This is a genomic window from Bradyrhizobium sp. AZCC 1610, from assembly GCF_036924515.1.
Classification (GTDB): domain Bacteria; phylum Pseudomonadota; class Alphaproteobacteria; order Rhizobiales; family Xanthobacteraceae; genus Bradyrhizobium.
Genome location: NZ_JAZHRR010000001.1, coordinates 3,620,192 through 3,646,425, shown reverse-complemented (window position 1 = coordinate 3,646,425; position 26,234 = coordinate 3,620,192). Strand labels below are relative to the sequence as shown.

At 62.7% G+C, this 26,234-nt stretch carries 23 protein-coding genes and 2 tRNA genes; 18 read left to right on the top strand and 7 right to left on the bottom strand.

Annotated features, from left to right (window positions below; translation table 11 throughout):
• The first annotated feature begins 36 nt into the window (after window positions 1-36).
• The 5 genes from V1279_RS18065 (at window position 37) to V1279_RS18045 (ending at window position 3,369) form a co-directional block, all read left to right on the top strand.
• Complete coding sequence (locus V1279_RS18065) at window positions 37-465, top strand: PaaI family thioesterase (protein WP_334438398.1); 429 nt, start codon at window positions 37-39, stop codon at window positions 463-465.
• A gap of 154 nt (window positions 466-619) precedes the next feature.
• A complete protein-coding gene (gene rplM / locus V1279_RS18060; protein ID WP_212423129.1) occupies window positions 620-1,084 on the top strand; it encodes a 50S ribosomal protein L13 in 465 nt (154 codons plus the stop codon).
• A 1-nt stretch (window position 1,085) separates the two neighbouring features.
• A complete protein-coding gene (gene rpsI, locus V1279_RS18055; RefSeq protein WP_334438392.1) occupies window positions 1,086-1,562 on the top strand; it encodes a 30S ribosomal protein S9 in 477 nt (158 codons plus the stop codon).
• Between the two features lie 233 nt (window positions 1,563-1,795).
• Window positions 1,796-3,013, top strand: a complete 1,218-nt coding sequence (locus V1279_RS18050; protein ID WP_334438389.1) for a GGDEF domain-containing protein — start codon at window positions 1,796-1,798, stop codon at window positions 3,011-3,013.
• Between the two features lie 119 nt (window positions 3,014-3,132).
• Window positions 3,133-3,369 (top strand): hypothetical protein, encoded by a 237-nt coding sequence (locus tag V1279_RS18045; protein ID WP_334438387.1) that lies wholly within the window; start codon window positions 3,133-3,135, stop codon window positions 3,367-3,369.
• Window positions 3,370-3,381: 12 nt separating this feature from the next.
• On the opposite strand, the gene V1279_RS18040 is transcribed toward V1279_RS18045, so the two are convergent.
• Window positions 3,382-5,529: a carboxypeptidase regulatory-like domain-containing protein gene (locus tag V1279_RS18040; RefSeq protein WP_334438385.1), complete on the bottom strand. Its 2,148-nt coding sequence runs from the start codon at window positions 5,527-5,529 to the stop codon at window positions 3,382-3,384.
• Window positions 5,530-5,742: 213 nt separating this feature from the next.
• On the opposite strand from V1279_RS18040, the gene V1279_RS18035 reads away from it, so the two are divergent.
• Window positions 5,743-6,045 carry an antibiotic biosynthesis monooxygenase family protein gene (locus tag V1279_RS18035; RefSeq protein WP_334438383.1) on the top strand — a complete coding sequence of 101 codons (303 nt, stop codon included), beginning with the start codon at window positions 5,743-5,745 and terminating at the stop codon, window positions 6,043-6,045.
• A gap of 5 nt (window positions 6,046-6,050) precedes the next feature.
• Here V1279_RS18035 and V1279_RS18030 read toward each other — a convergent pair whose 3' ends face one another.
• Window positions 6,051-7,178: an AI-2E family transporter gene (locus V1279_RS18030; protein ID WP_334438380.1), complete on the bottom strand. Its 1,128-nt coding sequence runs from the start codon at window positions 7,176-7,178 to the stop codon at window positions 6,051-6,053.
• 131 nt (window positions 7,179-7,309) lie between these two features.
• Between V1279_RS18030 and V1279_RS18025 the strand changes: the two genes are divergently transcribed.
• Both V1279_RS18025 and V1279_RS18020 read left to right on the top strand, forming a co-directional pair.
• Window positions 7,310-8,005, top strand: coding sequence for a hypothetical protein (locus V1279_RS18025; protein ID WP_334438378.1), 696 nt, complete (start codon window positions 7,310-7,312; stop codon window positions 8,003-8,005).
• A gap of 123 nt (window positions 8,006-8,128) precedes the next feature.
• Window positions 8,129-8,899: a gamma-glutamyl-gamma-aminobutyrate hydrolase family protein gene (locus tag V1279_RS18020; RefSeq protein ID WP_334438376.1), complete on the top strand. Its 771-nt coding sequence runs from the start codon at window positions 8,129-8,131 to the stop codon at window positions 8,897-8,899.
• 777 nt (window positions 8,900-9,676) lie between these two features.
• On the opposite strand, the gene V1279_RS18015 is transcribed toward V1279_RS18020, so the two are convergent.
• The 3 genes from V1279_RS18015 to V1279_RS18005 all read right to left on the bottom strand — a co-directional run bounded on the left by V1279_RS18015 (window position 9,677) and on the right by V1279_RS18005 (window position 12,660).
• A complete protein-coding gene (locus V1279_RS18015; protein WP_334438373.1) occupies window positions 9,677-10,408 on the bottom strand; it encodes a hypothetical protein in 732 nt (243 codons plus the stop codon).
• 252 nt (window positions 10,409-10,660) lie between these two features.
• On the bottom strand, window positions 10,661-12,070 hold the full coding sequence (glnA, locus tag V1279_RS18010) for a type I glutamate--ammonia ligase (protein ID WP_334438370.1): 1,410 nt from the start codon (window positions 12,068-12,070) through the stop codon (window positions 10,661-10,663).
• Between the two features lie 251 nt (window positions 12,071-12,321).
• Window positions 12,322-12,660, bottom strand: a complete 339-nt coding sequence (locus V1279_RS18005; RefSeq protein WP_011441447.1) for a P-II family nitrogen regulator — start codon at window positions 12,658-12,660, stop codon at window positions 12,322-12,324.
• A gap of 363 nt (window positions 12,661-13,023) precedes the next feature.
• On the opposite strand from V1279_RS18005, the gene V1279_RS18000 reads away from it, so the two are divergent.
• Together V1279_RS18000 and V1279_RS17995 are read left to right on the top strand one after the other, a co-directional pair.
• Entirely contained in the window at window positions 13,024-14,523 is a 1,500-nt protein-coding gene (locus V1279_RS18000) for an NAD(P)H-hydrate dehydratase (protein ID WP_334438367.1), read from the top strand.
• Between the two features lie 19 nt (window positions 14,524-14,542).
• A complete protein-coding gene (locus V1279_RS17995) occupies window positions 14,543-14,953 on the top strand; it encodes a GNAT family N-acetyltransferase (protein WP_334446445.1) in 411 nt (136 codons plus the stop codon).
• 9 nt (window positions 14,954-14,962) lie between these two features.
• Here the strand turns inward: V1279_RS17995 and V1279_RS17990 are convergent, their stop codons facing one another.
• Both V1279_RS17990 and V1279_RS17985 read right to left on the bottom strand, forming a co-directional pair.
• Window positions 14,963-16,048, bottom strand: a complete 1,086-nt coding sequence (locus V1279_RS17990; protein ID WP_334438364.1) for an enolase C-terminal domain-like protein — start codon at window positions 16,046-16,048, stop codon at window positions 14,963-14,965.
• 10 nt (window positions 16,049-16,058) lie between these two features.
• The gene (locus V1279_RS17985) at window positions 16,059-17,384 is read right to left on the bottom strand and encodes a multicopper oxidase family protein (RefSeq protein WP_334438361.1); all 1,326 of its coding nucleotides are present in this window, start codon (window positions 17,382-17,384) and stop codon (window positions 16,059-16,061) included.
• Window positions 17,385-17,521: 137 nt separating this feature from the next.
• Between V1279_RS17985 and V1279_RS17980 the strand changes: the two genes are divergently transcribed.
• The 8 genes from V1279_RS17980 (at window position 17,522) to V1279_RS17945 (ending at window position 26,135) form a co-directional block, all read left to right on the top strand.
• A tRNA-Leu gene (locus V1279_RS17980) sits at window positions 17,522-17,606 on the top strand.
• A 164-nt stretch (window positions 17,607-17,770) separates the two neighbouring features.
• A complete protein-coding gene (gene tig / locus V1279_RS17975) occupies window positions 17,771-19,129 on the top strand; it encodes a trigger factor (RefSeq protein ID WP_334438359.1) in 1,359 nt (452 codons plus the stop codon).
• Between the two features lie 274 nt (window positions 19,130-19,403).
• Window positions 19,404-20,039: an ATP-dependent Clp protease proteolytic subunit gene (locus V1279_RS17970; RefSeq protein WP_334438356.1), complete on the top strand. Its 636-nt coding sequence runs from the start codon at window positions 19,404-19,406 to the stop codon at window positions 20,037-20,039.
• Window positions 20,040-20,486: 447 nt separating this feature from the next.
• A complete protein-coding gene (clpX, locus tag V1279_RS17965) occupies window positions 20,487-21,761 on the top strand; it encodes an ATP-dependent Clp protease ATP-binding subunit ClpX (protein WP_044542438.1) in 1,275 nt (424 codons plus the stop codon).
• A gap of 311 nt (window positions 21,762-22,072) precedes the next feature.
• Entirely contained in the window at window positions 22,073-24,499 is a 2,427-nt protein-coding gene (gene lon / locus V1279_RS17960) for an endopeptidase La (protein WP_334438353.1), read from the top strand.
• A gap of 114 nt (window positions 24,500-24,613) precedes the next feature.
• A complete protein-coding gene (locus tag V1279_RS17955; RefSeq protein ID WP_334446443.1) occupies window positions 24,614-25,015 on the top strand; it encodes a GFA family protein in 402 nt (133 codons plus the stop codon).
• 69 nt (window positions 25,016-25,084) lie between these two features.
• Window positions 25,085-25,161: transfer RNA gene (locus V1279_RS17950), tRNA-Val, on the top strand.
• Between the two features lie 113 nt (window positions 25,162-25,274).
• Window positions 25,275-26,135 carry a class I SAM-dependent methyltransferase gene (locus V1279_RS17945; RefSeq protein ID WP_334438350.1) on the top strand — a complete coding sequence of 287 codons (861 nt, stop codon included), beginning with the start codon at window positions 25,275-25,277 and terminating at the stop codon, window positions 26,133-26,135.
• Window positions 26,136-26,234: the final 99 nt, after the last annotated feature.

The following is a 26,234-nucleotide window of genomic DNA, read 5'->3' as shown; positions in this document are numbered from 1 at the left end:
ATGTAACAGGCAGCCTGAATCGAGGGCAGGGGCGGCATGGCGGCAGCGAAAATGAGCGTGGCTGAGCTGGAGAAGTTCCTCCGCGAGGAATTTCCGCAAGCCTTCAGCGATGGCGATATCACCATCGAGAGCGCCGATGGCGAGACCTGCCTGCTGCGGCGGCGCTATGACGAGCGCATGCTACGTCCAGGCGGCACGGTGTCGGGGCCGACGCTGATGGCGATGGCCGATTTCGCGATGTATGTGGTGCTTCTCTCGGCAATCGGCCCGGTGGGGCTTGCCGTGACGACCAATCTCAACATCAATTTCCTGCGCAAGGGTCTGCCGGGGCAGGACGTGCTGGCCGCGGCGCGGCTGTTGAAGCTCGGCAAGCGGCTGGCGGTCGGCGAGGTCAACCTGCTGTCGGGATCATCGCCCGATCCGATCGCCCATGTGACGGTGACCTACTCCATTCCAAATACATAGGGTTTTTAGCGGTAATATTGCACCATATTTATAAGCGATTGTTTTTGCAGCTTTAATTTATGCATCTTGGCGTTGACGGACGCCGCGCCGTTCTCTAGAAACCCGCCAGTTCGGCGCATCTGGCGCCGATTTCCATTTTCACGGATTTCCTCACATGAAAACCTATTCGGCAAAGCCCGCCGATGTGACGAAGAAGTGGGTCTTGATCGACGCCAAGGGTTTGGTGGTCGGCCGGCTCGCCACCCTCGTCGCCATGCGGCTGCGCGGCAAACACCTCCCGACCTACACGCCCCACGTCGATTGCGGCGACAACGTCGTCATCATCAACGCGGCGCATGTCGTGCTGACCGGTCGCAAGCGCGACAACAAGGTCTACTACAAGCACACCGGCTTCATCGGCGGCATCAAGGAACGCACCGCGAAGTCGATCCTCGAAGGTCGCTTCCCCGAGCGCGTGCTCGAGAAGGCCATCGAGCGCATGGTTCCGCGCGGTCCGCTCGGCCGCGTGCAGATGGGCAATCTGCGCGTTTATCCCGGCGCCGAACATCCGCATGAAGCCCAGCAGCCCGAGAAGGTTGATATCGCTTCGATGAACCGCAAGAACATGAGGGCCGCATAAGATGTCGGATACCATGCAGTCGCTCGACCAGTTGGCGTCGCTGAAGACGGCCGCTCCGGAAGCGCCGAAATACGTCAAGAAGGTCGACAAATACGGCCGTGCCTATGCCACCGGCAAGCGCAAGGACGCGGTCGCCCGCGTCTGGATCAAGCCGGGCGCCGGCAAAATCGTGGTCAACACCCGCGAAGTCGAGATCTATTTCGCCCGCCCCGTTCTGAGGATGCTGATCCAGCAGCCGCTGGTCGCCGCCGCACGCGCCGGCCAGTACGACGTCATCTGCACGGTCGCCGGCGGCGGTCTGTCGGGCCAGGCGGGTGCCGTGCGTCACGGCATCTCCAAGGCGCTGACCAATTTCGAGCCGGATCTGCGCGGCGTCCTCAAGAAGGGCGGCTTCCTGACCCGCGACTCCCGCACCGTGGAGCGCAAGAAGTACGGCCGGGCGAAAGCGCGCAAGTCGTTCCAGTTCTCGAAGCGCTAATTGTTTCGCTAAAATTTGCAGCGGTGGCTGCATTCACCAGACGAAAAAGGGCGCCGATCGGCGCCCTTTTTGCTTACTATTTAGTGATGGGTTACCACGGATTTTCGTGAAAACTTGCTTACCTGCACAAACGAAATTGGAACACGGCGCTCCTAGTGTCCCGGATGCGCTGGCGCGAAATTGCATTTCAGTGTGCGCCGAACAAGTTGCATCACACGCGTTCGGGTGAGCCCATGTCGTTCGATACGTCCACGTTATATCTGTTTGCCACGATGGTCGCAGGCATGCTCGGGGCCATGCTGCTGCTGTTCGGCAAGCAGGAAGACATTTCAGCCTTGAAGTGGTGGGGGACGGCCTATCTGCTTGGCGCATCGTCGGTGGCGATCTGGACCATCGGGGGCGCCAAACTCGGCGAGCCGCTGTTGCTGGCGCTGCATGCGCTCGGCTTCGTGGCCTGCGGCATGGTCTGGAACGCCGCGCGCGTCTTCCACGGCCGCAAGCCGAATCTGCCGGGGCTGTTGTTTGGCGCGGTCGCCTGGGTCGGCATGGTGCTGGCTGCGCCATCATTGAATCCCGCCATGCGGCTGATCGTCGGCGCGGCGATCGTGGCGATCTATGCGGGGCTGACGGCTTCCGAATTGTGGAGCGAACGGCGGCGGACGATGCACAAGCGCTGGCCGACGATTGTCGTGCCCGTGATGCATGGTTGCGTGCTGGCGCTGCCGATCCTGCTCGGCAGTCTGCTGCGCCCGCATGACGAAACCTTCACCAGCAGCATTTGGGTGACGGCGTTCTCGATCGAACTGGTGCTGTACGCGATCGGCACGGTGTTCGTCATCTTCATGCTGGTGTCGGACCGCGCCGTGACGGTGCACAAGACCGCGGCTTCGGTCGATCCGCTGAGTGGAATGTTGAATCGCCGCGGTTTTTCGGAAGCCAGCAACCGGGTGATCGAACGCGAGGCCGCTGCGGGGCGGCCGGTGACGGTAATGATTTTCGACATCGACCATTTCAAGAGCATCAACGACCGCTTCGGCCATCCGGCGGGCGACGAGATCCTCAAATTGTTCTCTACTGTCGTGGTCAGCAATTTGCGCATCAGCGACCTGTCGGGGCGGATCGGCGGCGAGGAGTTCGCGGCGTTGTTGGCGTGTTCGCTGGACGAGGGCGTGATCGTGGCCGAGCGCGTGCGCGAGGCGTTCGAGGCGTCCGGCATCGTCTGCGAGGAAGGCCCGGTCGACACCACCGTCAGCATCGGCGTCGCCGGCGGACCGGCGGGCACGGAGCTGGAAGTGCTGCTGGCGGCGGCCGATACCGCGCTCTACCAGGCCAAACGCGGCGGCCGTAACCAGGTCGAGGCCGCGGAAGAGCTGCCGCTCTCGCTGGAGAACTGGCGGCGCAAGACCGCGGGTCGCGCAGCTTCGCCACGCCCGGTGCCGGCGACCACCTGAACGTCGCGCTTAAACAAGGCGATATCTCCGGAGATTGATCCAACACTTTTGGATCGGTCTCTTTCGGAAATGGCGCGCGGTAACCTCCCGTTTACCATTCCGTCCATATCATCTGCGTTATGGATTCAACGCGCAGACGAAATTCCCAGGCGGCGTTGATGTCGCTCGAAGCGGCAGCAACTTCGGCCCGCGGCGGTTTTGGCTGCAGGTTTTCGACCTCGGAAGAATTCGAGATGGCGCTCATCACCGAGCGTCGTGCGCAGGGGCGTTATGATCAACGCAGAATGCGCTGGCCTGCCATCATGTTCATCGGCTGTGCGTTGATAGTAGCCGGCACGGTGCTGCTGTTCGGCTAGCCGCTGATCCCTTTACTTCGCCAACGGATCGGGGCGTACCTGAATATGCACCGCCCGCGGTTTTGAGCCCTTGCCGCCCTCCATCAGCCAGGGTGTGCGGTCGCCGCTTGAACTCCACAGCCCGCGCCCTTTCCAGCCTGCACCCGCATCGTCAATGCGTCCGTCGAGGCCCTTGGCAAAAAAGCCGAGTGGATAGGGGATACGCAGCATCACCATCTGCCCGTCCTTGAAGGCAACGAAGCCGTCGTTGAGGTTGGCGGTGGAGATCGGGATGTTCTCGCCGAGGCCGCTCGTGTTGTGGTGATCAACCCAGGTGTAATAGCTCGCCTCGGCGCTGGAGTTCTCGAAGCCTTCGAAACCGGGTCCCGGATACTTGAAGTAGGAGAAGCCCTCTGGGCAGTGGTTGCCGGTCGCATTCGGCCCGTTCAGCGGGCTCTTGCATTTGCTGCGATCGAAGCGGATCAGGCTGCCGTTCGAGCCCGAGCCCCAGAGCACGCCGTCCTTGTCGATGTCGCCGCCGCGGACGCCGATGCCTTCCTTCGGAATGGCATAAAACTCCGATAGTTTGGTTTTGGGGTCGAAGCGCATGAAGCCGGGTGGGCCGACGAACACGTTGACGGTGTACCAGACCGAGCCGTCGGTCGGATGCGGCATCACGGCGTAGGGGCCTGAACCTGCGATCCGCATGTCTCTGCCTGCCTGCGCCGGTGCCCCCGGCTCGGTGTATTCGTCGACCTTGCCGTTGCCGTTGGTGTCCAGAACGAACGGCGCCCAGCCTTGCGCTTTGACGGCATCGCCGGTCTCGTCCCATAGCCTGATGTTGACCCAGCCGGCGACCGGGCCGGTCCCCGAGAGCCAAAGCGTATCATCGGCATCGTAGCCGAACTGCGGATGATGGGTGCCGAAGCAGGTGTCGATGAAGCTGTATTTTTGGGTTTTGGGATCGAACACCGTCACTTGCCGGCCTGAGCGTTCGAGCGGGAAGGCCTTGGCCGACGGATGGTCCGACCCTTTGCGGCAGTAAGCCGGATTTTCGATGCCGCGCACCGCCGCCGCCAGCCACACGCGGCCCTTCTTGTCCAACATGCTGTTATGATTGTTGGCGCGCTGGCTCCAGATCTTCTCATCGCCCCAATAGGGAGAGGGGCTGACCGGATTGAGCCCGGCCGTGCCATGGAGCGGCGGGCCGAACGATTCCGGCGCATTGGGATCGGCGACCGGCATTTTCGAGAACGTCACCTTGTGGGTCTTCGGATCAAGAATCGGCATGTCGTCGGACGAGTATTCGTTCGCGCCGTACAGCGGGCCGTAGGCGTTGACGGTCGGATAGCGCCGGTCCGAGGAAATCAGATCATGGACGAAGTGCTTCTCGGTCGCCCATTCCCACGACGAGATGACGATATTGCGCTCGATGCCGGTCGGCCGCGGCGGTTTGGACTTTGGTAGCTCGCCCTTGGCAACCCGGTCGGTCCAGTCGCCGAAATACTTGAACGGCACGCCGCCGAGCTGGCCAGCGAGCCGGTTCACCATCCATTCCCCGGTTTGGCCTGAGGAGACGCGGCGCACCCAGGCTTCTTCGTGCGACTTGAATTCGCCGAACGCACCCGGGATGGTACGCGTGGATTCCTGGCCAAGTTGATGGCAGCCGATGCAGTCGACATTGTTCATCCGCTGGCGCCAGATGTCTTGCGTGATCTCCTTCGGAATCTCGGTGCTGCCGCCGAAATCCTTTGCCGGCGGGATCTTCATCATCGTGTACCAGTAGATCGCCGAGTAATAATGGGCCGCCGCCGCGTCGTTTGGCGCCGGCACCGCCGTGAGATTGACCTGCTGGCCGGGCTTGGCCCGCAGCTTCGGCGAGTCCACCAACCCGTAGCCGCGGACCCAGAGCGCGTAGTTCACGCTCAGTGGCAGGTCCGGGATCACGTAGCGTCCCTGATCGTCGGTGACGACGATCTTGGCGAATTTTGTCGGCAACTCGTTGGTCTCCGCGATCACCCAGACGCCGGCTTCGGGGCCGTTGGGGCCGGCTACCACGCCGCCGATGTCGTCGTTGTCGATCGCGACCGTCGCCGGCTGCTGGGCGCGCGATGGCGCCGCCAAGGTGAGCACGCCCGCCGCGGCCAGGGTGAAGGAAAACAGGATCCGATTGAGGTTCATGATTTCTCTCCCTGCGGTCCGCGAGCTTGCCGCTCGTTGTTTGGCGCGAGCCTACACCAAACAGGGTTGAGGCGAGAGCATGTCGCCTGCACGATTTCGTCATGCTTGGTGCCGCCAGCGTGCGTCGCAGCAACTCAGATGGGGTGCATCTGCCTTTTGCTTTTTAGGCGGCTGGGCTAGACACGCGAATTCTCATGAGAAGGCGTAACTCCGATGATCACCGAAATCGCACAAATCGACGTCAAGCCCGGCACCGAGAAGGATTTTGAGGCGGCCGTTGCCAAGGCGCGTCCGCTGTTCCTGCGTGCCAAGGGCGGCAAGGGCTTTGAGCTGCACAGATCGATCGAGAAGCCGCAGCGCTACCGGCTGATGGCGCAATGGGAAACGCTCGAGAACCACACGGTGGATTTTCGCGGCTCGGAAGATTTCACCGCCTGGCGCGCTTTGGTCGGGCCGTATTTTGCTTCGCCGCCCGAAGTCGAGCATACCGAGACGGTGCTGACCACGGCGGACTGAAGTCATCAGCCGGTCGTGATCGCGACAGGCACAGCTTCCGCCTTGAAATGGTTGATCATCACCTTGGCGATCGCCATCAGGGGCAACGCCAGCGCCAGCCCCCAGATGCCGAACACGACGCCGAGCAGTATCTGAAACGCAAACAGCGTGGCCGGCGGAATATCCAGCGCCTGGCGCTGGATGATCGGCGTCAGCACGTAGCTTTCCAGCGCGTGCACGCCGAGGAACAGGATGAAGGCGGAGAGGGCCGCGACCCATCCGGAGGCGAGGCTCGCCAGCACCACGATCAGCCCGCCGAGAATCGCGCCGACGGTTGGGATGAAGGCGAGAAGTCCGGCCTGGATGCCCAGGATGAACGAACTCTGGATGCCGATGATCGACAGGCCGATCCAGGTCACGAGAAACACCACGATCATGGTGATGATCTGCGCAATCAGCCAGCGCTCCAGCGTCTCGCCGATCCGGTCGACGATCAGAATCGCGCGCGGGCGATGTTTGGCCGGCGCCATGAACAACAGGCCGTTGCGGTAGACGCTCGGCTGGGTCGCAAACGCGATACCCAGAAACAGCACGATAAAGAAATTTCCGACCGCGCTGACGGTCCCGAGAATCAGTTTCAGGCTCTGGCTGAAGATGGCGCCGCCGCTGGCCGCAATGGTGCCGGCGCTGGGAAGGCTATGTGTCGCTGCGGCGCTGGGCGTCGCCGGCGCAGGAGAGTCCGCGGGCGCCGACAGAGTGCCGAAATCGAACAGGCTGGTGTCGATGCCGTTGCTTTCGAGGAACGCCTTGACGGTGACCAGTTGCGATTTGATCGTATCGCTCAACGCGGCCGTCTGCTGGGCGATCGTGGAGCCTCCGAGAAAAATGATCCCCGACAGCATGCCGGCCACTACCAGGCAGACCACGGTGAGCCGCAGCGAATGGGGGAGCTTGACGACGCGCCCGAGCAGGTTGCTCATGGCGTTGAGCGCGACGCCGATCAGCATGCCGGCAAAGATCAAAAACAGCGTCGCGGCGAAATACCAGGTGAACAGCAACAGCCCGGCAAACAGCAGGACGCCGATGCCGCCGACCGAGATCGCCCATGCCAGATCGCTGCGGGCCTGAAGGCGATTGTCAACCGGACCTGTCACGTTGATTCCTTCTCGCAGAATATCGTTCCGTCAGTCTTTCGCCAAAACGCGGCCAGTATCAAGCGCCGGTTTGACGCCGACATATCCCGTGTGCCAAGCGATGCCATGAATCCGGCGCGGCGAGGGGTGAGATGATTCTGAAATGGTTCGGCCCGATTGCGCTGCTGGCGGCGCTCGTGATCGGCGACCAGATCAGGATCAACCGGCCTGCCCACAAATATCGCCTGACGGTCGAGGTAGAGACGCCGCTGGGGCGCAGATCGGCGTCCGGCGTGATGGCCGTCCATCCCGATCGCAGCTACACCCGCCGCGGCCAGACCCGTACCCTCGGCGAGGCCGTTTTCGTCGAACTCGGGCAGGGCAAGAACCTTGTCGCGCTGCTGGCGCATGTCGACGGGAAGCTCGTGCTGGATGACGTAAACTACGTCGCCTTGCGCGCCTACAACGCGGCCACCGGCAAGCGCGTGCCGTTCAGCGAGATGAGCCGGTTGACCGGCATCGTGCCGGTGAAGGGCGCGCTGATCCCGGTGCTCGCCACCTTTGGCGATCCGGCCAATTCCGGCACCGCGCGGGTGGTGCCGCCCGACGATGCCGAAGCGGTGCTCGGCAAGGGTTATCGTCTCCAGGGGGTATCGGTCGAAGTCGTGCCGAACGGATACTGGCCGCTCGATTTCGGCGGTGTGCTGGGCGAGCCGGTTACGCGCGGAATCCAGGCGAAACTGCCGTGGCTGACTGGGGGCGACAATACGGCGGCCACCGCGCTCCGGGCGGCCGGCTTGCCCGGGGTCGACGGGACCGACGCCCGGGAGGCCTTCACGCGAAAATAGCAGGGCAGCTCCGCTAAAGCTCTGCGGATGTTGATCCGCCGCCGCCTCGCAGGCATTATCTTCTGCATTCATGGCCCAACCCGGAAGATCCTTGCACAGGACGATGACAGCGGAATTCTTGCGATGAGACGGCCCGTGGTCGGTGTGATCGGGAACGCCTATCGCGTTGAAAATCGCTTCCAGACGCAGATGGTCGGAGAGCGCAATTTGCGCGCGGTCACCGACGTGGCGGGGGCGCTGCCGCTGATGTTTGCCGGCTCGCCCGAGATTACCGACATCGGCGCGCTGCTCGACGTCGTCGACGGGATCGTGCTGACCGGCGCGCGGGCCAACGTTCATCCGACACGCTTCAAGACCGAGCCGCATGAGCGGCACGAGCCCTACGACATCCATCGCGACGACGTCGCGCTGGCGCTGACGGAGGCCTGCGTCGCCCGCGGTGTTCCGATCTTCGGCATCTGCCGCGGCCTGCAGGAAATGAACGTCGCCTTCGGCGGTTCGCTGCACCCGGAAATCCGCGAGATCCCCGGTCGCATGAACCACCGCATGCCGCGGCTGGAGAACGGCGACATCCACCCCGACCCGACGGTCGTGTTTGCCGACCGGCACGACGTCCACCTGACGCCCGGCGGCACCTTTGCAAATCTGCTCGGCTGCGAAACCATCCGGGTGAATTCGCTGCACGGGCAGGGCATCCTCGAACCCGGCCAGCGCGTCGTCATCGAAGGCATCGCCGAAGACGGCACCATCGAAGCGATCCGGATCGCGGACGCCGCAAGCTTCGCGCTCGGCGTTCAGTGGCACGCCGAGTACGACCCGCAGCGCAACCCGATCAATCGAAAACTGTTCGAAGCGTTCGGCGCGGCGCTGAAGGCGCACAAGCGGGCGGCGTAGGGGATTGTCATTCGAGCGCGGGCGCGCAACGCGCTCTCCGCGTACGCCGCGGCTTCTCGATTCAATCATTGGCGTCTCTGGAATACTGGATCGTCCGCCCCAGTGCGCAATTGCGCACAAGGCGGACGATGACAGTTGAATGTGAGGTGGCGATCTCGCGGCGCATTGCGCCCGAGGTTTGCATCTCCTTTTGCCCTCCTCGAAATCAGAGGGCGCAGGGAAGACCGGGTGCGCGCCGCACCCGCGGTCTCGTGTGCAATTTGCGCACTAAGAACGCGCACACGAGCATACAGGTACAGCGGGAGCATCCCGGCCTTCCCTGCGCAATGGCTTTACGGCTTACTTCGTGCTCTTCCCGGTGAACGGCTTTCTTGCCACCGTCGCCACGCGGAAAACTTCCACGTAACTTAACGCCAGCACCGCGGCGCCCGAACCACACGACTTCACCGTACGCTTCCTGCGCGTACGTCTAGCGCGCATTCAGCGTCCATCGCATCTCACCGCACGTTCGTGACGATGGCCAACGCCCCTCATCTGCCGTGAGACGGGCGGAGTTATGCCGGTGATTTGCGTGCCAAGTTAAGCAGAATATTTTTGCTGAAGGGACTGGACAGGTTTTGACTGATTTGCCCGTCGTGCCAGTTTGTCGCACGCCGCTGCATGAAGTTACGCTTGCGCTGGAGGCAAATCAGTCAGCAGCAAGGCCCGCATGAGCCAACGGGTCGCGCGAATGCTGCATCGGAGGTCGTGGCGAAGCGCGATTGCGGTGACGCTGCATTAACGCAAACCCAAGCTTTGCAGGAGTGACGGTGTCTGGGCATTTTGCACTGACTGCTCCTGTGCTCGGGCGTCCGGTACGGCCGGGACCTCGACCCGTGCATTTTGCTCTTCCCGGACCCTTGCTCGATGATTTCGCTGGGTTCGGATCTCTGCTCGCGCATTGTGCACGGACCGGGCCCGTCGATGTTTTTTCGTTGGCTGGGCCTGAACTGGGGCATCTTGCGCAACCTGCACTGGGGCAGCTTGCGCGGGCTGTACGGGCACGACCTGTGCCCGTGAATCTTCCTTGGCCGCCCAGGCCTCGAATTCTTTCAACAAGGCTTCGGCTGACGGCTGAGCGATCGCAGTTTGGTTCTGATCGGCAGGTTCAGAAGCTGCAGCAATTTCGTCGCGCGCCGGTGCGTCGCTTGTCGTCGTCGGCAAATCCTGAGTGCCGGCGATCGATTGAATTGCTGGCGCCGACGGATCGGCGTCAGGCTGAAGCGCCGGTTTTTCGACCCAGGTAGCCGTGACGTCCGCAACGAGCGCGATTGGATTTTCTACCGATAGGATCGCGATACCGATCGCCGCCGTCGCCGTTACCCCCAAAATACTCGCCTTGAGGATTCGCGACGAGAGAGCCGCTCTGCGCAAAGCCTTCCCGATATCCGGCTGCGCCGTTTCTTCGGCTTGCTCGGAGAGAAAGACAGGATAACGATCGTCCGGCAGGAAACCATCTTTTGTCGCCATTTGGTTGATGCCGCCTCTTTATTTGTTCTGCAGTACCAGTACCTCTCCAGCGAGGTCTAAAAGCGACAATCACCGCCACGATTTAGGAGAGATTTTGACTTCACTGGGATTCGGGAACCGCAAGATCACGCGGGAACCCGGATTGCTTTGAGCGCGAGCGGAAATGACCGCCACAAAATCAAAAGGCGCCCCGCAAGGAGCGCCTTTCGCATTGTTGGACGGTGATGCCTGCGGCGCGAACGCCGCGCGGGATCACTGCGAATAGTACATGTCGAATTCGACCGGGTGCGGGGTCATCTCGAAGCGCTCGACTTCGGTCATCTTCAGCTCGATGAAGCTGTCGATGAAGTCGTCGTCGAACACGCCGCCGTGCTTGAGGAAGGCGCGGTCCTTGTCGAGATTTTCCAGCGCTTCGCGCAAGCTGCCGCACACCGTCGGGATCTGCTTCAGCTCTTCCTTCGGCAGGTCGTAGAGGTCCTTGTCCATCGCAGGACCGGGATCGATCTTGTTCTTGATGCCGTCGAGGCCGGCCATCAGCATCGCGGCGAAGCCGAGATAGGGGTTGGCCATCGGGTCGGGGAAGCGGACTTCGACGCGCTTGGCCTTCGGGTTCGCCGTGTAGGGAATGCGGCAGGAGGCCGAGCGGTTGCGCGCGGAGTAGGCGAGCAGCACGGGGGCTTCATAGCCCGGGACCAGGCGCTTGTAGGAGTTGGTCGACGGGTTGGTGAAGGCGTTGATCGCTTTGGCGTGCTTGATGATGCCGCCGATGTACTGAAGGCAGGTCTCCGAGAGGTCGGCGTATTTGTTGCCGGCGAACACCGGCTTGCCGTCCTTCCAGATCGACTGGTGGCAGTGCATGCCCGAACCGTTGTCGCCGTAGACAGGCTTCGGCATGAAGGTGGCGGTCTTGCCGTAGATATGCGCGACCTGGTGGATGCAGTATTTGTAGATCTGCATCTGGTCGGCCATCAGCGTCATGGTGTCGAACTTCATGCCGAGCTCGTGCTGGGCGGAAGCGACTTCGTGGTGATGCTTCTCGACCTTGACGCCCATCTTGGCCATGGCGCCGAGCATTTCCGAGCGCATGTCCTGCACCGAGTCCTGCGGCGGCACGGGAAAGTAGCCGGCCTTGGTGCGGATGCGGTGACCGAGATTGCCGCCCTCGTACTCGGTATCCGAATTGATCGGCAGTTCCGAGGAGTCGAGCTTGAAGCCGGTGTTGTAGGGGGTGGTCTGGTAGCGCACGTCGTCGAACACGAAGAACTCGGCCTCGGGGCCGAAGAACACGGTGTCGCCGACGCCAGACGATTTCACCATCGCCTCGGCCTTCCTGGCGATGCCGCGGGGGTCGCGGTTGTAGGGCTCGCCGGTGGTCGGCTCCAGCACGTCGCAGACGATGACCATGGTGGTTTCGGCGAAGAACGGGTCGATCGTCGCGGTAACCGGGTCGGGCATCAGGCACATGTCGGATTCGTTGATCGCCTTCCAGCCGGCGATCGAGGAACCGTCGAACATCTGGCCTTCAGCAAAGGTGTCTTCCTCGATCATGCTGACGTCGAACGTTACGTGTTGCCACTTGCCGCGCGGATCGGTGAAGCGCAGGTCGACGTATTTGACGTCGTTGTCCTTGATCGATTTCAGGACGTCTTTGGCGGTCTTCATGAATACCCCTTTTGGCTGCGGGACGGTTTCCAGGAATCTGGAGCCTTGTCGGTTCTGATTGCATCAGAACCGGGCTCCAGTCGTTTATTTTGACGCGTTTTCTTCACGCGAACCGGTATCCACTTCGCTTGAAAACGCTCCAGCGACAACGAGACTTCGCAGACGATCGGTTGAGGTATCGCGAACGAAATCAGGCCGCCGGAGCAGCCCTTTTCTTGTTTTTCAGTCGCAAAATTCGGATAGCACCCGGCTTAGATAGCGTCCAGCCCGGATTCTCCGGTTCTGATCCGGATCGCTTCCTCGATGTTGGAGACGAAGATTTTGCCGTCGCCGATGCGCCCGGTCTGGGCGGCGCGGCGGATCGCGTCGATGGCCTTCTCGACCAGATCGTCCCCGATCACGATCTCGATTTTCACCTTGGGCAGGAAATCTACGATGTATTCCGCGCCACGATAGAGTTCGGCGTGTCCCTTCTGCCGGCCGAAACCCTTGGCTTCGGTCACCGTGATACCCTGCAGTCCGACTTCCTGAAGCGCCTCTTTTACCTCGTCGAGCTTGAATGGCTTGATGATGGCTTCAATCTTCTTCACTGAGCGCCTCCCGGGCATTTCCAAATTCAGAGTACAGATGTCGCGCGAGGCGCCGTCTGGTTTGATCCTTGCTTCCGGCACAGCACCGGAATGCTCATAATTGACGCGAACTGCGACGATCGTGAGCCGTTTCCTAACCGGCTTCCCCAAAAGCAGGGTCTATGCCAAGTTGTTAATACGCCTGATTTTGGAACGTTATCAGACTTTTAACAGGCAGATGGAAGAGGTCTGGCCGGAACGTTGCATGATAGCGAAGCTTATAAAATAGGCAAACCGATCAATTCCTATGCAGTCGAGGGCTAAGCGAGCCGCGCACACGGCGGAATGTGCCTCTGGAAAAGGCTGACGGATCGAGGATTCGGCATGGAAGTTTTGACCACGACTGAGATGGAGCGTGCCGACCGGTTGACGATCACCGCCGGCACGCCCGGCTTCGCACTGATGATGAGCGCAGGGCAAGCCGTGGCCGAAGCCGCGATGGATCTCGTCGGGGAAGGACCGATCATGGTGGTCGCCGGCCGCGGCAACAATGGCGGCGACGGTTTTGTGGCGGCGGCCGAACTGGCGGCGCGCGGCCGGGAGGTTTCCGTCATCCTGCTGTGCGAGCGCGACAGCCTGCAGGGCGACGCCGCGCTCGCTGCTCGTGGCTGGAAATATCCGGTGCTGCCGTTCAACCCGCAGGCGATTGGCAAGCCGGCCCTGATCATCGATGCGCTGTTCGGCGCAGGCCTCAATCGTCCGGTCAAGGGCGACCCGATCGAGATGATCGAGGCGATCAACGCCAATGGCGCGCCGGTGCTCGCCGTCGACCTGCCGAGCGGCATCAACGGCACCTCGGGCGCGGTGATGGGCGCTGCGATCAATGCCGTGGAGACCGTGACCTTCTTCCGCCGCAAGCCGGCGCACCTGTTGATGCCGGGGCGCAAGCACTGCGGCCGTGTCCGCGTCGCCGATATCGGCATCGACCCCTTCGTGCTCGAGGAGATCCGGCCGCAGACGTCGGAGAACGTTCCGCAAAGCTGGCAAAAAGCCTTTCCCGTGCCTGACATCGACGGCCACAAATATGCCCGCGGCCACGCGGTCGTACTGTCGGGGGAACTGGCGTCGACCGGCGCGGCGCGGCTCGCGGCGCGGGGTGCGTTGCGGGCAGGGGCTGGCCTCGTGACGGTGGCCTCGCCGCGCGATGCGCTCGCGGTTAACGCCGCGGCGCTGACGGCGGTCATGGTGCGCGCCGTCGATACCGTGGTCGAATTCGCCGACATGCTGGATGACAAGCGGCTCAGTTCTGTCGTGCTCGGGCCGGGTGCCGGCGTCAGCCCGCGGACCCGCGATCTTGTCCATACCGCGCTGTCGGCGAAACGCGGCCTCGTGCTCGACGCCGACGCGCTGACGAGTTTTGCCGATGCGCCCGAGCGGTTGTTTGAATCGATCAAGGCTGCCGAGGACCCGCAGGTCGTCCTCACCCCACATGAGGGCGAGTTTCCGCGCCTGTTCAGCGACATCAGCAACAAGCACCCCGGCCGCTCCAAACTGGAGCGGGTGCGCGACGCCGCCGAACGCTGCGGCGCGGTGGTGCTGCTGAAGGGGCCGGATACGGTGGTGGCGTCACCGGACGGACGCGCCAGCATTGCGTCCAACGCGCCGCCTTGGCTCGCTACCGCGGGCGCGGGCGACGTGCTGGCGGGAATGATCGCCGGGATGTTGGCGCAAGGCGTGCCGGCGTTCGAGGCCGCTTGCATCGGCGTCTGGATGCACGGCGAAGCCGCGCGCGAGGCGGGACCGGGGCTGATTGCGGAAGATTTGCCCGAAGTGCTGCCCGCGGTGTTCCGCCGGCTCTATGACGAGTTCGGGATTGAGTATTAGGCAACTCGAACTCGATGATATGGACGCCGCGGCGCGCGTTCACCGGCTCGCCTTCGACCACGCTCTGCCTTGGCTCGCCGGAATGCATACGCATGACGAAGACCGGTGGTTTTATCGCGAGCGGATGTTCAAGACTTGTACGCTTTGGGGCACTTTCGATCGCGACGTCATAACGGGCATGATCGCCTTCCATGACGACTGGATCGAGCAACTGTATGTACTGCCGGAGGCGCAGGGGCGGGGCGTCGGCACCGAATTGCTCGATGTCGCGAAACGCGCTTCCGAGCGCCTGCACCTCTGGACTTTTCAGCGCAATGTGAGGGCGCGACGCTTTTACGAAGCGCGGGGCTTCGCGTTCATCGAGGAAACCGACGGTGCCCGCAATGAAGAAAAGGAGCCGGACGTGCGCTATCTCTGGACGCACCTGTGAGGCGACGCCCTATCCGACGAGATATTTCGCAACCGCTGTCTCGTTCCATTCTAGCCCGAGCCCAGGTCCTCGCGCGGTCACCGTGCCATCGACGACCTTGGCCGGGTAAGCGAGGATCACGCTGGCAAAATCGAGGAATTCGAGCCAGTGCGCGGTTGGCGTCACCGCGAGCATATGGGCGCTGGCCTCCGCAAACAGATGGCTCGACATCGGAATGTTGGCGGCTTCCGCTTGGGCTGCGACCTGCAGCCAGCCGGTGACGCCGCCGCACTTCATCAGATCGGGCATGATGAAGTCGCTGGCGCCGGCTTCGATCGCCTCCGCAAAGCCGCGCGGGAACCACCAGTTCTCGCCGGCCTGAATCGGCGTGGCTGAGGTCTCGCGCACTTTTGCGTGTCCTGACAGATTTTCCTGCGGCACCGGTTCTTCGATCCAGTGCAGGTCGTAGGGTTCGAGGCGGGCGATACGGCGCGCCGCTTCCGCGGGATCGAGCGACTGGTTGAAGTCGATCATCAGCGCAACATCGGGACCGATGAGGGCGCGCACGCCCTTGACCATCCGTTCGTCGTTGCCGGCATCGCCGTCGCCGACCTTGATCTTGATGCCGCGAAAACCCTGTTCGAGCGAGCGGCGCAGCGCGTTCTCGTCGGCTGCGGGATCGACCACGCCATAGCTGTCATAGGCCCTGATCGGTTTTGGCGAACCGCCGAGCAGTTCAACCACCGGCTTGCCGGCCAACTGCCCGAGGGCGTCCCAATAGGCCATGTCGAGGCCTGATACCGCCATGCCGACGAGGCCCTGCCAGCCGAGCAGGCGGAATTTGGCGTCCATCGCCGCCATCAGATCGTACGGCGCGACCGGCCGGCCGGTGAGCTCGCGGCCAATCTCCTCGACCAGATGGACCAGCGGCTTCACCGTCATCCTAGTATAGGCGAAAATGTAGGAGCGGCCGGTAACGCCCTGATCGGTCTCGACATCGATCAGCACCAGCGGCCCCACATCGATCACGCCAAAGGCGTTCTTCACGGGGCGCGCGAGCGGCACGACGAGACCGCGCGCCTTGACGCTGCGGATGGCGGGAACCGGTTTGGTCATGGCTTGCTCCTCACTCGACAGCGTACCACCGCACCAGCCGCGGCGCCGCCCAGTCGGTGGCGACGGATTCGATCAGGTAGCGCCCCGGATGCTCGGCAAGGAAGGCGATGCGCTGGGTCTGGCCGGGCTCGATCGCCAGCGTATCCAGCCAGAACGGTTTCCAGCCATCGTCGAGCCGGTCCAGCAGCCGGAAGTGATGGCCGTGGAGGTGGAAGACGGTGGCCGTGGCGGCGCGGTTGGTGAGCGCCAGCACTACCGTGCGTCCCGTCTTGACGCGGAAGGCGGGGGCGGTGGTGGCGGCAAAGTTGGCCGGCGTAACCCAGTCGCCTTGGGGACCGCCGAGCGCCAGATCGACACGTGTAGCGCCTTTTAGCTCGATCCGCTCGGGCAGGCCGTTGGAGGGCAGCGGCGGGGCGGGCCGAAGCGGCGCCGGGCGGATCGGTGGCTCGCCGGAGACGATGATCTTGCCGACCGGTCGGGCCTCCTTGCCGTCGTGCAGGAGGATGGGGGTGGAAGTGCCTGCCGGCATTGTTACATCGATGAAGACGTCGGCCCGGCCGCCCGGCGCCAGCACCAGCGCGCCGTTGCGGGCCTGGAAGGGTTCGGCGGGCTGGCCGTCGACGGCCATCACGCGAACCTCATAGTTCTCTATTTTCGTTGCGATAACAGCCCGTTGACAAGCGCTGATAAAGCGGAGCCTGATCCGTTCATTGGTTCGGGCTGAGATATCGAATGAAGTTTTGCCGTTGACCGTATAGGCCGGCATAGCGTCTTTCGGCTCGACGCCGGGCACGATCGCCGTGCCGTCGGGCAGGATCTGCCAATCCTCGACCAGAAACACCTCGTCGCGATCGACTGCGATCGTATCGCTTTCGCGGACCACCAGCGCCCGGGCCCGCGACGGCAGCGCCTGCCCATCACCGAGAAGGCTCATGTCGCACAGGAAGGTCCCGGCATGGCGCAGCGGCAGTTGCAGGGCCAGCTTGCCACCCGCGGCGAGCGGTGCGCGCGCAGTCAGCGGTTCGGCCGCAGCTACGCCGTCGATTCCCCGCCAGTTCAGCACCGCGGGCACCGGCAGCTCATTGGCGAACGCGATCTCCACGGTATCGCCGCGCTGGAACCGGAGTTCAGGTCCTTGCAGCGACCAGAGCGGCGTGGGCGGGCCATCGCGCAAGGCGAGGGCATCGGCTTTGGCCTGGAGCGCCAGCGCCGGTCGCCCTTGCGCCCGGCCTGCCACCGGCCATACCGGGGCCAGCGCGGCCGCGCCAAACCCGGCCAAGAGGGTGCGTCGATTGACCGTCGCGGAAAGGCTTGCCATCGGACCGGTGCGGACCATTTTTTGTTGTGTCTATCCTAGCTGTGACGCCTTGCCCCGGTGCTGTCAAAAAGGGCCATTTTTTTGCTGCGGAGGTGTAGGCTCATGTTATAAGCCCGCCGCCCGCGGCATCGCGGCCGGGTATGGATGCTTTTCACGCGGGCGTGGCGGAACTGGTAGACGCGCTGGATTTAGGTTCCAGTGACGAAAGTTGTGGGGGTTCGAGTCCCTCCGCCCGCACCAAGCGCTCTATCCAAGCGTTTGCATGACGAATACTGGAGGGCCTGCTTCCCGGTCGGGGAGCCAGGGTCAGCCGAACCACCGGCGCAGGCTGCAAGGCTACGCCTCGAACATTTGACACTGCCGGGCCTGTCTGGCCCCGGCGCAAGCGGAAGAAGATTGACACCATGCAGGTCACCGAAACCCTCGCCGAGGGATTGAAGCACGAGTTCAAGGTCAGCGTTCCCGCATCGGATCTCGATGCCAAGGCGGGCGCCAAGCTGGTCGACCTCAAGGACAAGGTGAAGCTCAACGGCTTCCGTCCCGGCAAGGTGCCGGTAAGCCATCTGAAGAAGGTGTATGGCCGCTCGGTGATGGCCGAGACCATCGACCAGACCATCCGCGACACAAATACGCAGATCTTCACCGACCGCGGTTTCCGTCTGGCGACCGAGCCGAAGATCACCATGCCGACCGAGCAGAAAGAGGTCGAGGAACTGCTCGCCGGCAAGACCGATCTGACCTACACGGTTGCGATCGAGGTGGTGCCGGCCATCCAGCTCGCCGATTTCAAGACGTTCTCGGTGGAGAAGCCGGTGGTCGAGGTGACCGATGCCGAGGTCGATGAGGCCATTAAGCGCATCGCCGACCAGAATCGTCCCTATGCGGCGAAGGCCGAGGGCGCCAAGGCCGAGACCGGCGATCGCGTTACGATCAGCTTCAAGGGCTCCATCGACGGCGTGCCGTTCGAGGGCGGCACCGGCGAAGGCATTCAGGTCGTAATCGGCACCGGGCAATTCATTCCGGGTTTTGAGGAACAGCTCGTCGGCATTGGGGCGGGCGAAACCCGTACGCTGAAAGTGTCGTTCCCGAAGAATTACGCCAGCGAGAAGCTCGCCGGCCAGCCAGCCGAGTTCGAAACCACGGCAACCCTGATCGAAGCCCCGGGTGAGACCAAGATCGACGACGAGTTTGCAAAAACGCTCGGCCTGGAATCGCTCGACAAGCTGAAGGAAGCCGCGCGCGAACGTCTGGTTGCCGAGTTCGCCGGTGCGACGCGCCAGCGCGTCAAGCGCGCGCTGCTCGACCGTCTCGACGACAGCCACAAATTCGAGGCGCCGCCGTCGCTGATCGAGGAAGAGTTCAACCTGATGTGGAACTCGATCAAGGCCGAGATGGAATCCTCAGGGAAAACGTTTGCCGACGAGGACACCACTGAAGAGGCGGCCAGGGACGAGTACAAGAAGATCGCCGACCGCAGGGTCCGGCTCGGCCTCGTGCTGTCGGAGATCGGCGAGAAGAACAAGATCACCGTGACCGATGACGAAGTCAGCCGCGCGGTGATCGAGCGTGCACGTTCGATGCCCGGCCGCGAGAAGGAAGTCTGGGACTACTATCGCAACAATGCCAATGCGCTGGCCCAGCTTCGTGCGCCGATTTATGAAGACAAGGTGGTCGATTTCATCCTCGAACTCGCCACCGTGACCGAAAAGAAGGTCTCGCGCGAGGACCTGTTCAAGGAAGACGACGAAAAGAGCGCTGCCTGACCGATTTGGTCAGGCAGGCATTAATGATGAACGGCGGTAGCGGCGGGGCGGCGGCATCCGTCGCTATGAGATCGGCTGCGAATCAGCTTGAACTTCTCTTATTCAGCTCGTAATGGCCCGGCCTTGTGGACGGGAAATTGGCCCATATCTTTGGGCTCTGTGTTGAAGTCCTGCATCACCGGGACGTTCGTCCGCGCGCGGCAAGCCTCGATTGGCGGCCTTTGCTGATGGATGTTCGCCTCCGCCAATTCTCCGCTTAACCCTTGGGTGACTAATGCGCGATCCCGTTGAAACCTACATGAACCTCGTACCCATGGTGGTCGAGCAGACCAACCGCGGCGAACGCGCCTACGACATTTTCTCGCGGCTTTTGAAAGAGCGCATCATCTTCGTGACCGGTCCGGTCGAAGACGGCATGTCGACGCTCACCGTCGCGCAGCTGCTGTTCCTCGAGGCGGAAAATCCGAAGAAGGAAATCTCGATGTACATCAACTCGCCGGGCGGCGTGGTGACGTCGGGGCTTGCGATCTACGACACGATGCAATTCATCCGTCCGCCGGTATCGACGCTGTGCACCGGGCAGGCGGCCTCGATGGGCTCGCTGTTGCTCGCGGCCGGCGAAAAGGACATGCGCTTCTCGCTGCCCAATTCGCGCATCATGGTGCACCAGCCTTCCGGCGGCTTCCAGGGCCAGGCCACCGACATCATGCTGCATGCGCAGGAGATCCTGAATCTCAAGAAGCGCCTCAACGAAATCTACGTGAAGCACACCGGCCAAACCTACAAGGCGATCGAGGACGCGCTCGAGCGCGACAAATTCCTGACCGCCGATATGGCTCGCGACTTCGGCATCGTCGACAAGGTGATCGACAGGCGTCCCGAGGAGGCGGCGCCGACGAAAACCCTGTAAGGTCACGGACAGCGACACCCCGCGTTGACCTTAACGGTTGGTTGAATCGGCAAATGTGGCCGAAAGCCGCGTGCCTATGCCCCCGCATGGGGCGAAAGTTCCGCTTTCGTGCCGGTTTTGCTGCGTGGCAGTTGCGCAACGCTCGGTCGATTTCGTCAACTTCTCCCCGTGCGAACGCCACAAATCACGGTATTGTCACGGATAGCCATTGCGGCCCCGATTAGCGAATTCTTGATAGTCGGGTGTCAGCATGGTTGGCTGTGTGGGATGGGCTAAGGTCGCGGGGATTCGAGAAACTGTGATTCGCACGGTGCGTATTTGAGTTACGGTGCGTATTTGAGTTAGGGTCTTTTCTGGTACGGAATTTGCTCTATCTACCTTGAGGTCCGGTGTGAGTGCCGGAATGGGTCGATCGGGTAACGGATCGAACGGCGGACGGAGACAGGAATGAGTAAGGTTGGCACGAGCGACTCCAAGAACACGCTGTATTGCTCGTTCTGTGGAAAGAGCCAGCACGAAGTCCGCAAACTCATCGCGGGTCCTACCGTATTCATCTGCGACGAGTGCGTCGAACTCTGCATGGACATCATCCGCGAGGAGAACAAGTCTTCGCTGGTGAAGTCGCGCGACGGCATCCCGACGCCGAAGGAAATCTGCAAGGTGCTGGACGATTACGTGATCGGCCAGAGCCATGCCAAGAAGGTGCTCTCGGTCGCCGTTCACAACCACTACAAGCGGCTCAATCACCAGACCAAGCACAACGACGTCGAACTTGCGAAGTCGAACATCCTGCTGATCGGTCCGACCGGTTCGGGCAAGACGCTGCTGGCGCAGACGCTGGCGCGCATTCTCGACGTGCCGTTCACGATGGCGGATGCGACGACGCTGACCGAAGCCGGCTATGTCGGCGAGGACGTCGAGAACATCATCCTGAAGCTGTTGCAGTCGGCCGACTACAATGTCGAGCGCGCGCAGCGCGGCATCGTCTATATCGACGAAATCGACAAGATCAGCCGCAAGTCCGACAATCCGTCGATCACCCGCGACGTGTCGGGTGAGGGCGTGCAGCAGGCGCTGCTGAAGATCATGGAAGGCACGGTCGCCTCCGTGCCTCCGCAGGGCGGCCGCAAGCATCCGCAGCAGGAGTTCCTGCAGGTCGACACCACCAACATCCTGTTCATCTGCGGCGGCGCTTTCTCAGGGCTGGAGAAGATCATCTCCGCGCGCGGGCGTTCGACCTCGATCGGCTTCGCCGCCCAGGTTCTGGCGCCCGAAGATCGCCGCACCGGTGAAATCTTCCGCCACGTCGAGCCGGAAGACCTCCTGAAGTACGGCCTGATCCCGGAATTCGTCGGCCGTCTGCCTGTGGTCGCGACGCTGGAGGATCTCGACGAGGCCTCGCTGAAGAAGATCCTGACCGATCCGAAGAACGCGCTGGTGAAACAATACCAGCGGCTGTTCGAAATGGAGAACATCGAGCTCACCTTCGCCGACGAGGCGCTTGGCGCAGTCGCCCGCAGGGCGATCGAGCGCAAGACCGGCGCGCGCGGCCTGCGTTCGATCCTCGAAAGCATCCTGCTCGAGACCATGTTCGATCTGCCGGGTCTGGAAGGCGTCGAAGAGGTCGTGATCTCGCGCGAAGTGGTCGAGGGAACCGCCCGTCCGCTCTACATCTACGCGGACCGTTCGGACCGGGCCGTCGAAAGCAGCGCCAGCGCCTGATACCGTCAGGCCGCCAGAACTCACTACTTCCAATAGCGCGGCTGTCGGACCTTCCGGCAGCCGTTGTAGTGTAAGCGTTTTTCGCGCGTCTGACCCGCAATTTGCGGTCATTTTCCGTGACTTGACACCCCCATACCCGATAGCCACCTTATGTTTATGGTGGCGGAAATCACGTTCGAGATTCGTCGCAAAATCATCCGGCGAGAGGCGGCAGCGAAGGCGGCCGAGTGACCCGGAACTCCCGGCGCCTTGTGGCGGTTGCGCAAGCGATGCGGACTGCGTGCAAGGGGGCAAAACAAAAGGAATAGGCCATGACGACTCCAAAAACCCGGCCAACCATCGTTCTCGGCGAAAGCCATTCGTATCCGGTGCTGCCGCTCCGCGACATCGTCGTTTTTCCGCACATGATCGTGCCGCTGTTCGTCGGCCGCGAGAAATCGATCCGCGCCCTCGAAGAGGTGATGAAGAACGACGCGCTGATCCTGCTCGCGACGCAGAAGAACGCGTCTGACGATGATCCAAGCCCGGATTCGATCTATGAGGTCGGCACCCTCGCCAGCGTGCTGCAGCTCCTGAAGCTTCCCGACGGCACCGTGAAGGTGCTGGTCGAAGGGCTTGAGCGCGCGCGCGTGCAGAAATATTCCGACCGCAGCGAATATTACGAGGCGACCGCGGTTGCGCTTGCCGACACCGACGCCAATTCGGTCGAAGCCGAAGCCCTGGCGCGTTCGGTCGTGTCCGACTTCGAAAGCTATGTGAAGCTGAACAAGAAGATCTCCGCCGAAGTCGTCGGCGTGGTTCAGGCGATCACTGACTTCGCCAAGCTGAGCGATCAGGTCGCGCAGCATCTGGCCGTCAAGATCGCCGATCGCCAGGGTATCCTGGAGACGTTGTCCGTCACGCAGCGCCTGGAGAAGGTGCTGGGCCTGATGGAGAGCGAGATCTCGGTGCTGCAGGTCGAGAAGCGCATCCGCTCGCGCGTCAAGCGCCAGATGGAGAAGACCCAGCGCGAATACTATCTGAACGAGCAGATGAAGGCGATCCAGAAGGAGCTCGGCGACGACGAAGGTCGCGACGAGCTGGCCGATCTGGAAGAGAAGATTGTCAAGACCAAGCTTTCCAAGGAAGCGCGGGAGAAGGCGCAGCACGAGTTGAAGAAGCTGCGCCAGATGTCGCCGATGTCCGCGGAAGCAACCGTCGTGCGCAACTATCTCGACTGGCTGCTGTCGATCCCGTGGAACAAGAAGTCCAAGGTCAAGAAGGACCTCGAGGCGGCGCAGGCCGTGCTGGACAACGACCATTACGGGCTCGAGAAGGTCAAGGACCGCATCGTCGAGTATCTCGCGGTGCAGTCGCGCGCCAACAAGCTGACCGGACCGATCCTGTGCCTGGTCGGACCTCCCGGCGTCGGCAAGACCTCGCTCGGCAAGTCGATCGCGAGGGCGACCGGCCGCGAGTTCGTGCGCGTCTCGCTCGGCGGCGTGCGCGACGAGGCCGAGATTCGCGGTCACCGCCGCACCTATATCGGCTCGATGCCCGGCAAGGTCATCCAGTCGATGCGCAAGGCGAAGACCTCGAATCCGCTGTTCCTGCTGGACGAGATCGACAAGATGGGCGCCGATTTCCGCGGCGATCCGTCGTCGGCGCTGCTCGAGGTGCTGGACCCCGAGCAAAATGCGACCTTCAACGACCACTATCTGGAGGTCGACTACGATCTGTCGAATGTCATGTTCATCACGACCGCGAATACGCTGAATATTCCCGGGCCCCTGATGGACCGCATGGAGATCATCCGGATCGCCGGCTACACCGAGAACGAGAAGGTCGAGATCGCGCGCAAGCACCTGATCCCGAACGCCATCTCCAAGCATGGCCTCGATTCCAAGGAATGGTCGATCGACGATGACGCCTTGTTGCTGATGATCCGCCGCTATACCCGCGAAGCGGGCGTGCGTAATTTGGAGCGTGAGCTTTCCACACTCGCCCGCAAGGCGGTGAAGGAGCTGATGATCTCCAAGAAGAAGTCGGTCAAGGTCACCGAGAAGACTCTCGAAGAGTTCCTCGGCGTGCCGAAGTACCGCTACGGCGAGATCGAGAGCGAACCGCAGGTCGGTATCGTCACAGGCCTCGCCTGGACCGATGTCGGCGGCGAGCTGCTGACGATCGAAGGCGTCATGATGCCCGGCAAGGGCAAGATGACGGTCACGGGCAATCTGCGCGACGTGATGAAGGAGTCGATCTCGGCGGCGGCGTCTTATGTCCGCTCGCGGGCGATCAACTACGGCGTCGAGCCGCCGCTGTTCGACAAGCGCGACATCCACGTCCACGTGCCGGAGGGGGCAACCCCGAAGGACGGACCGTCGGCGGGTGTGGCGATGGCAACCGCGATCATCTCGGTCATGACAGGCATCCCGGTCCGGCACGATGTCGCCATGACCGGCGAGATCACGTTGCGCGGTCGCGTGCTGCCGATCGGCGGTCTGAAGGAGAAGCTGTTGGCGGCCGCCCGCGGCGGCATCAAGACGGTGCTGATCCCCGAGGACAACGCCAAGGATCTCACGGAGATTTCCGATGCGATCAAGGGCGGCATGGACATCATCCCGGTCGCAAGGCTGGATGATGTCGTCGCCAAGGCGCTGGTCCGTGCGCCGGTGCCGATCGTCTGGGAAGAGGACACCAAGGTGCCGGTCAAGCCGGATGCCTCGGACGAAGCGGCCGGCGGCCTCACGGCCCACTGAGCCCGATCAGTCACCACTGATCAGTCTGTTGCGAAATGATAAAACGGCGCCTTCGGGCGCCGTTTTTGTTTTGCGCGGGTCGAAACTTCGATTTGGCAAGCGGCGTTGATGGCGATGGAAATCGACGGGCAATGCCATTGCGGACGGGTGACCTATCGGGCCGACATCGATCCCGAAAAAATATCGATCTGTCACTGCACCGATTGCCAGAACCTGACGGGCTCACCGTACCGGGTGACGGTAATCTGCTCCGAAGAACAGGTCCGCATGACGGGCGCGCCGGCGAAGATTTACGCGAAGACCGGCGACAACGGCCGCACGCGCCTCCAGCATTTTTGCGAGGGTTGTGGTTCCCCGCTGTTCACCAGCGGCGACGGCGGGCCGGACGACTGGGGCATCCGCTGGGGCAGCATCCGCCAGCGCGATCAGCTCAAGCCGGCGCGGCAAATCTGGTGCCGCTCGGCTGCGCCGTGGATCAACGATATCGGGGACTTGCCGGGACGGCCGGGCGACTAGTGCGACCGGACACCCGAGGTATCCAACCCTTGCATCAAAGGGGGCCGCAGGGCTAAACAGGCGGCTCAAGGGCGGCTAGCTCAGCTGGTTAGAGCATCTCGTTTACACCGAGAGGGTCGGCGGTTCGAATCCGTCGCCGCCTACCAGCCTTCGCGCTCACGCGCTACGGCTCGGCAAGCCAGCACAAGTGCGTGAGCGCGAAGGCTGTCGCGCCGAAGCTCGAAGAGCGAAGGCGGACTGTTTGAGAGTATCCGCACACATGGACGTCTCCCAAGGCCACGATCAAAACGCCGACCAGGTCGCTTACTGGAACGGTCCCGCCGGACAGCGCTGGGCGGAGCGGCAGGCGGCGCAGGACGTGCTGCTCAAGCCTGTCGCCGACCTTGTGATCGATCGGGCCAAGCTGAAGCCGGGCGAGCGCGTCATCGATGTCGGGTGCGGCAGCGGCGCCACGGCGATCGCATTCGCGCGAGAGGTCGCGCCGTCAGGCCATGTGCTCGGCGTCGACGTATCCGGCCCGATGCTGGAGCGGGCGCGGCAGAGCGCGCCAAAGGACCTTTCGATCGATTTCGTTCTGGCCGATGCGACCGTCTATCCGTTCGAGCCGGCCGGTTTCGATGTGCTGGCCTCGCGGTTCGGCGTGATGTTCTTCGCCGACCCCGCGCTGTCGTTCGCCAACATGCGGAAAGCGCTGCGGCCCTCGGGCCGGCTGGCGTTCGCCTGCTGGCGCGAGCCGCGCGAAAATCCGTTCTTCATGGCGCCGCTGCAGGCCGCCTACAAGCACGTGCCGAAGCTGCCGCAGCAGGGGCCGGAAGACCCCGGGCCGTTTGCGTTTGCCTCGGAGGCGCGTGTGCGCCGGATTCTCGATGCGGCGGGCTTCAAGGAAGTCCAGATGGAGCCGTGTCCGCTCTCGCTCGATGCTGCGATTGGCCGCGGCCTCGACGGCGCGGTGCAGGGCGCGCTCGAAATCGGCCCCGTCAGCCGCGCACTGGAGGGCCAGCCGGAGCATCTGCGCGTTGCCGCCGCCAATTCGATCCGCGAAGCACTGACACCGTTCGCAAAAGGCAATGCGGTGCTGCTGCCGGCGTCGGTCTGGATCGTGACGGCGCGGGCGTCGTAAGCTCGAACGAGCGCCCTCGCGCCACTCCGTCATTGCCAGATGCACGATGGCCTACGCGGCCTGTTCCATAATCCTGGCGGCTGCCCCATTCCAATTGAA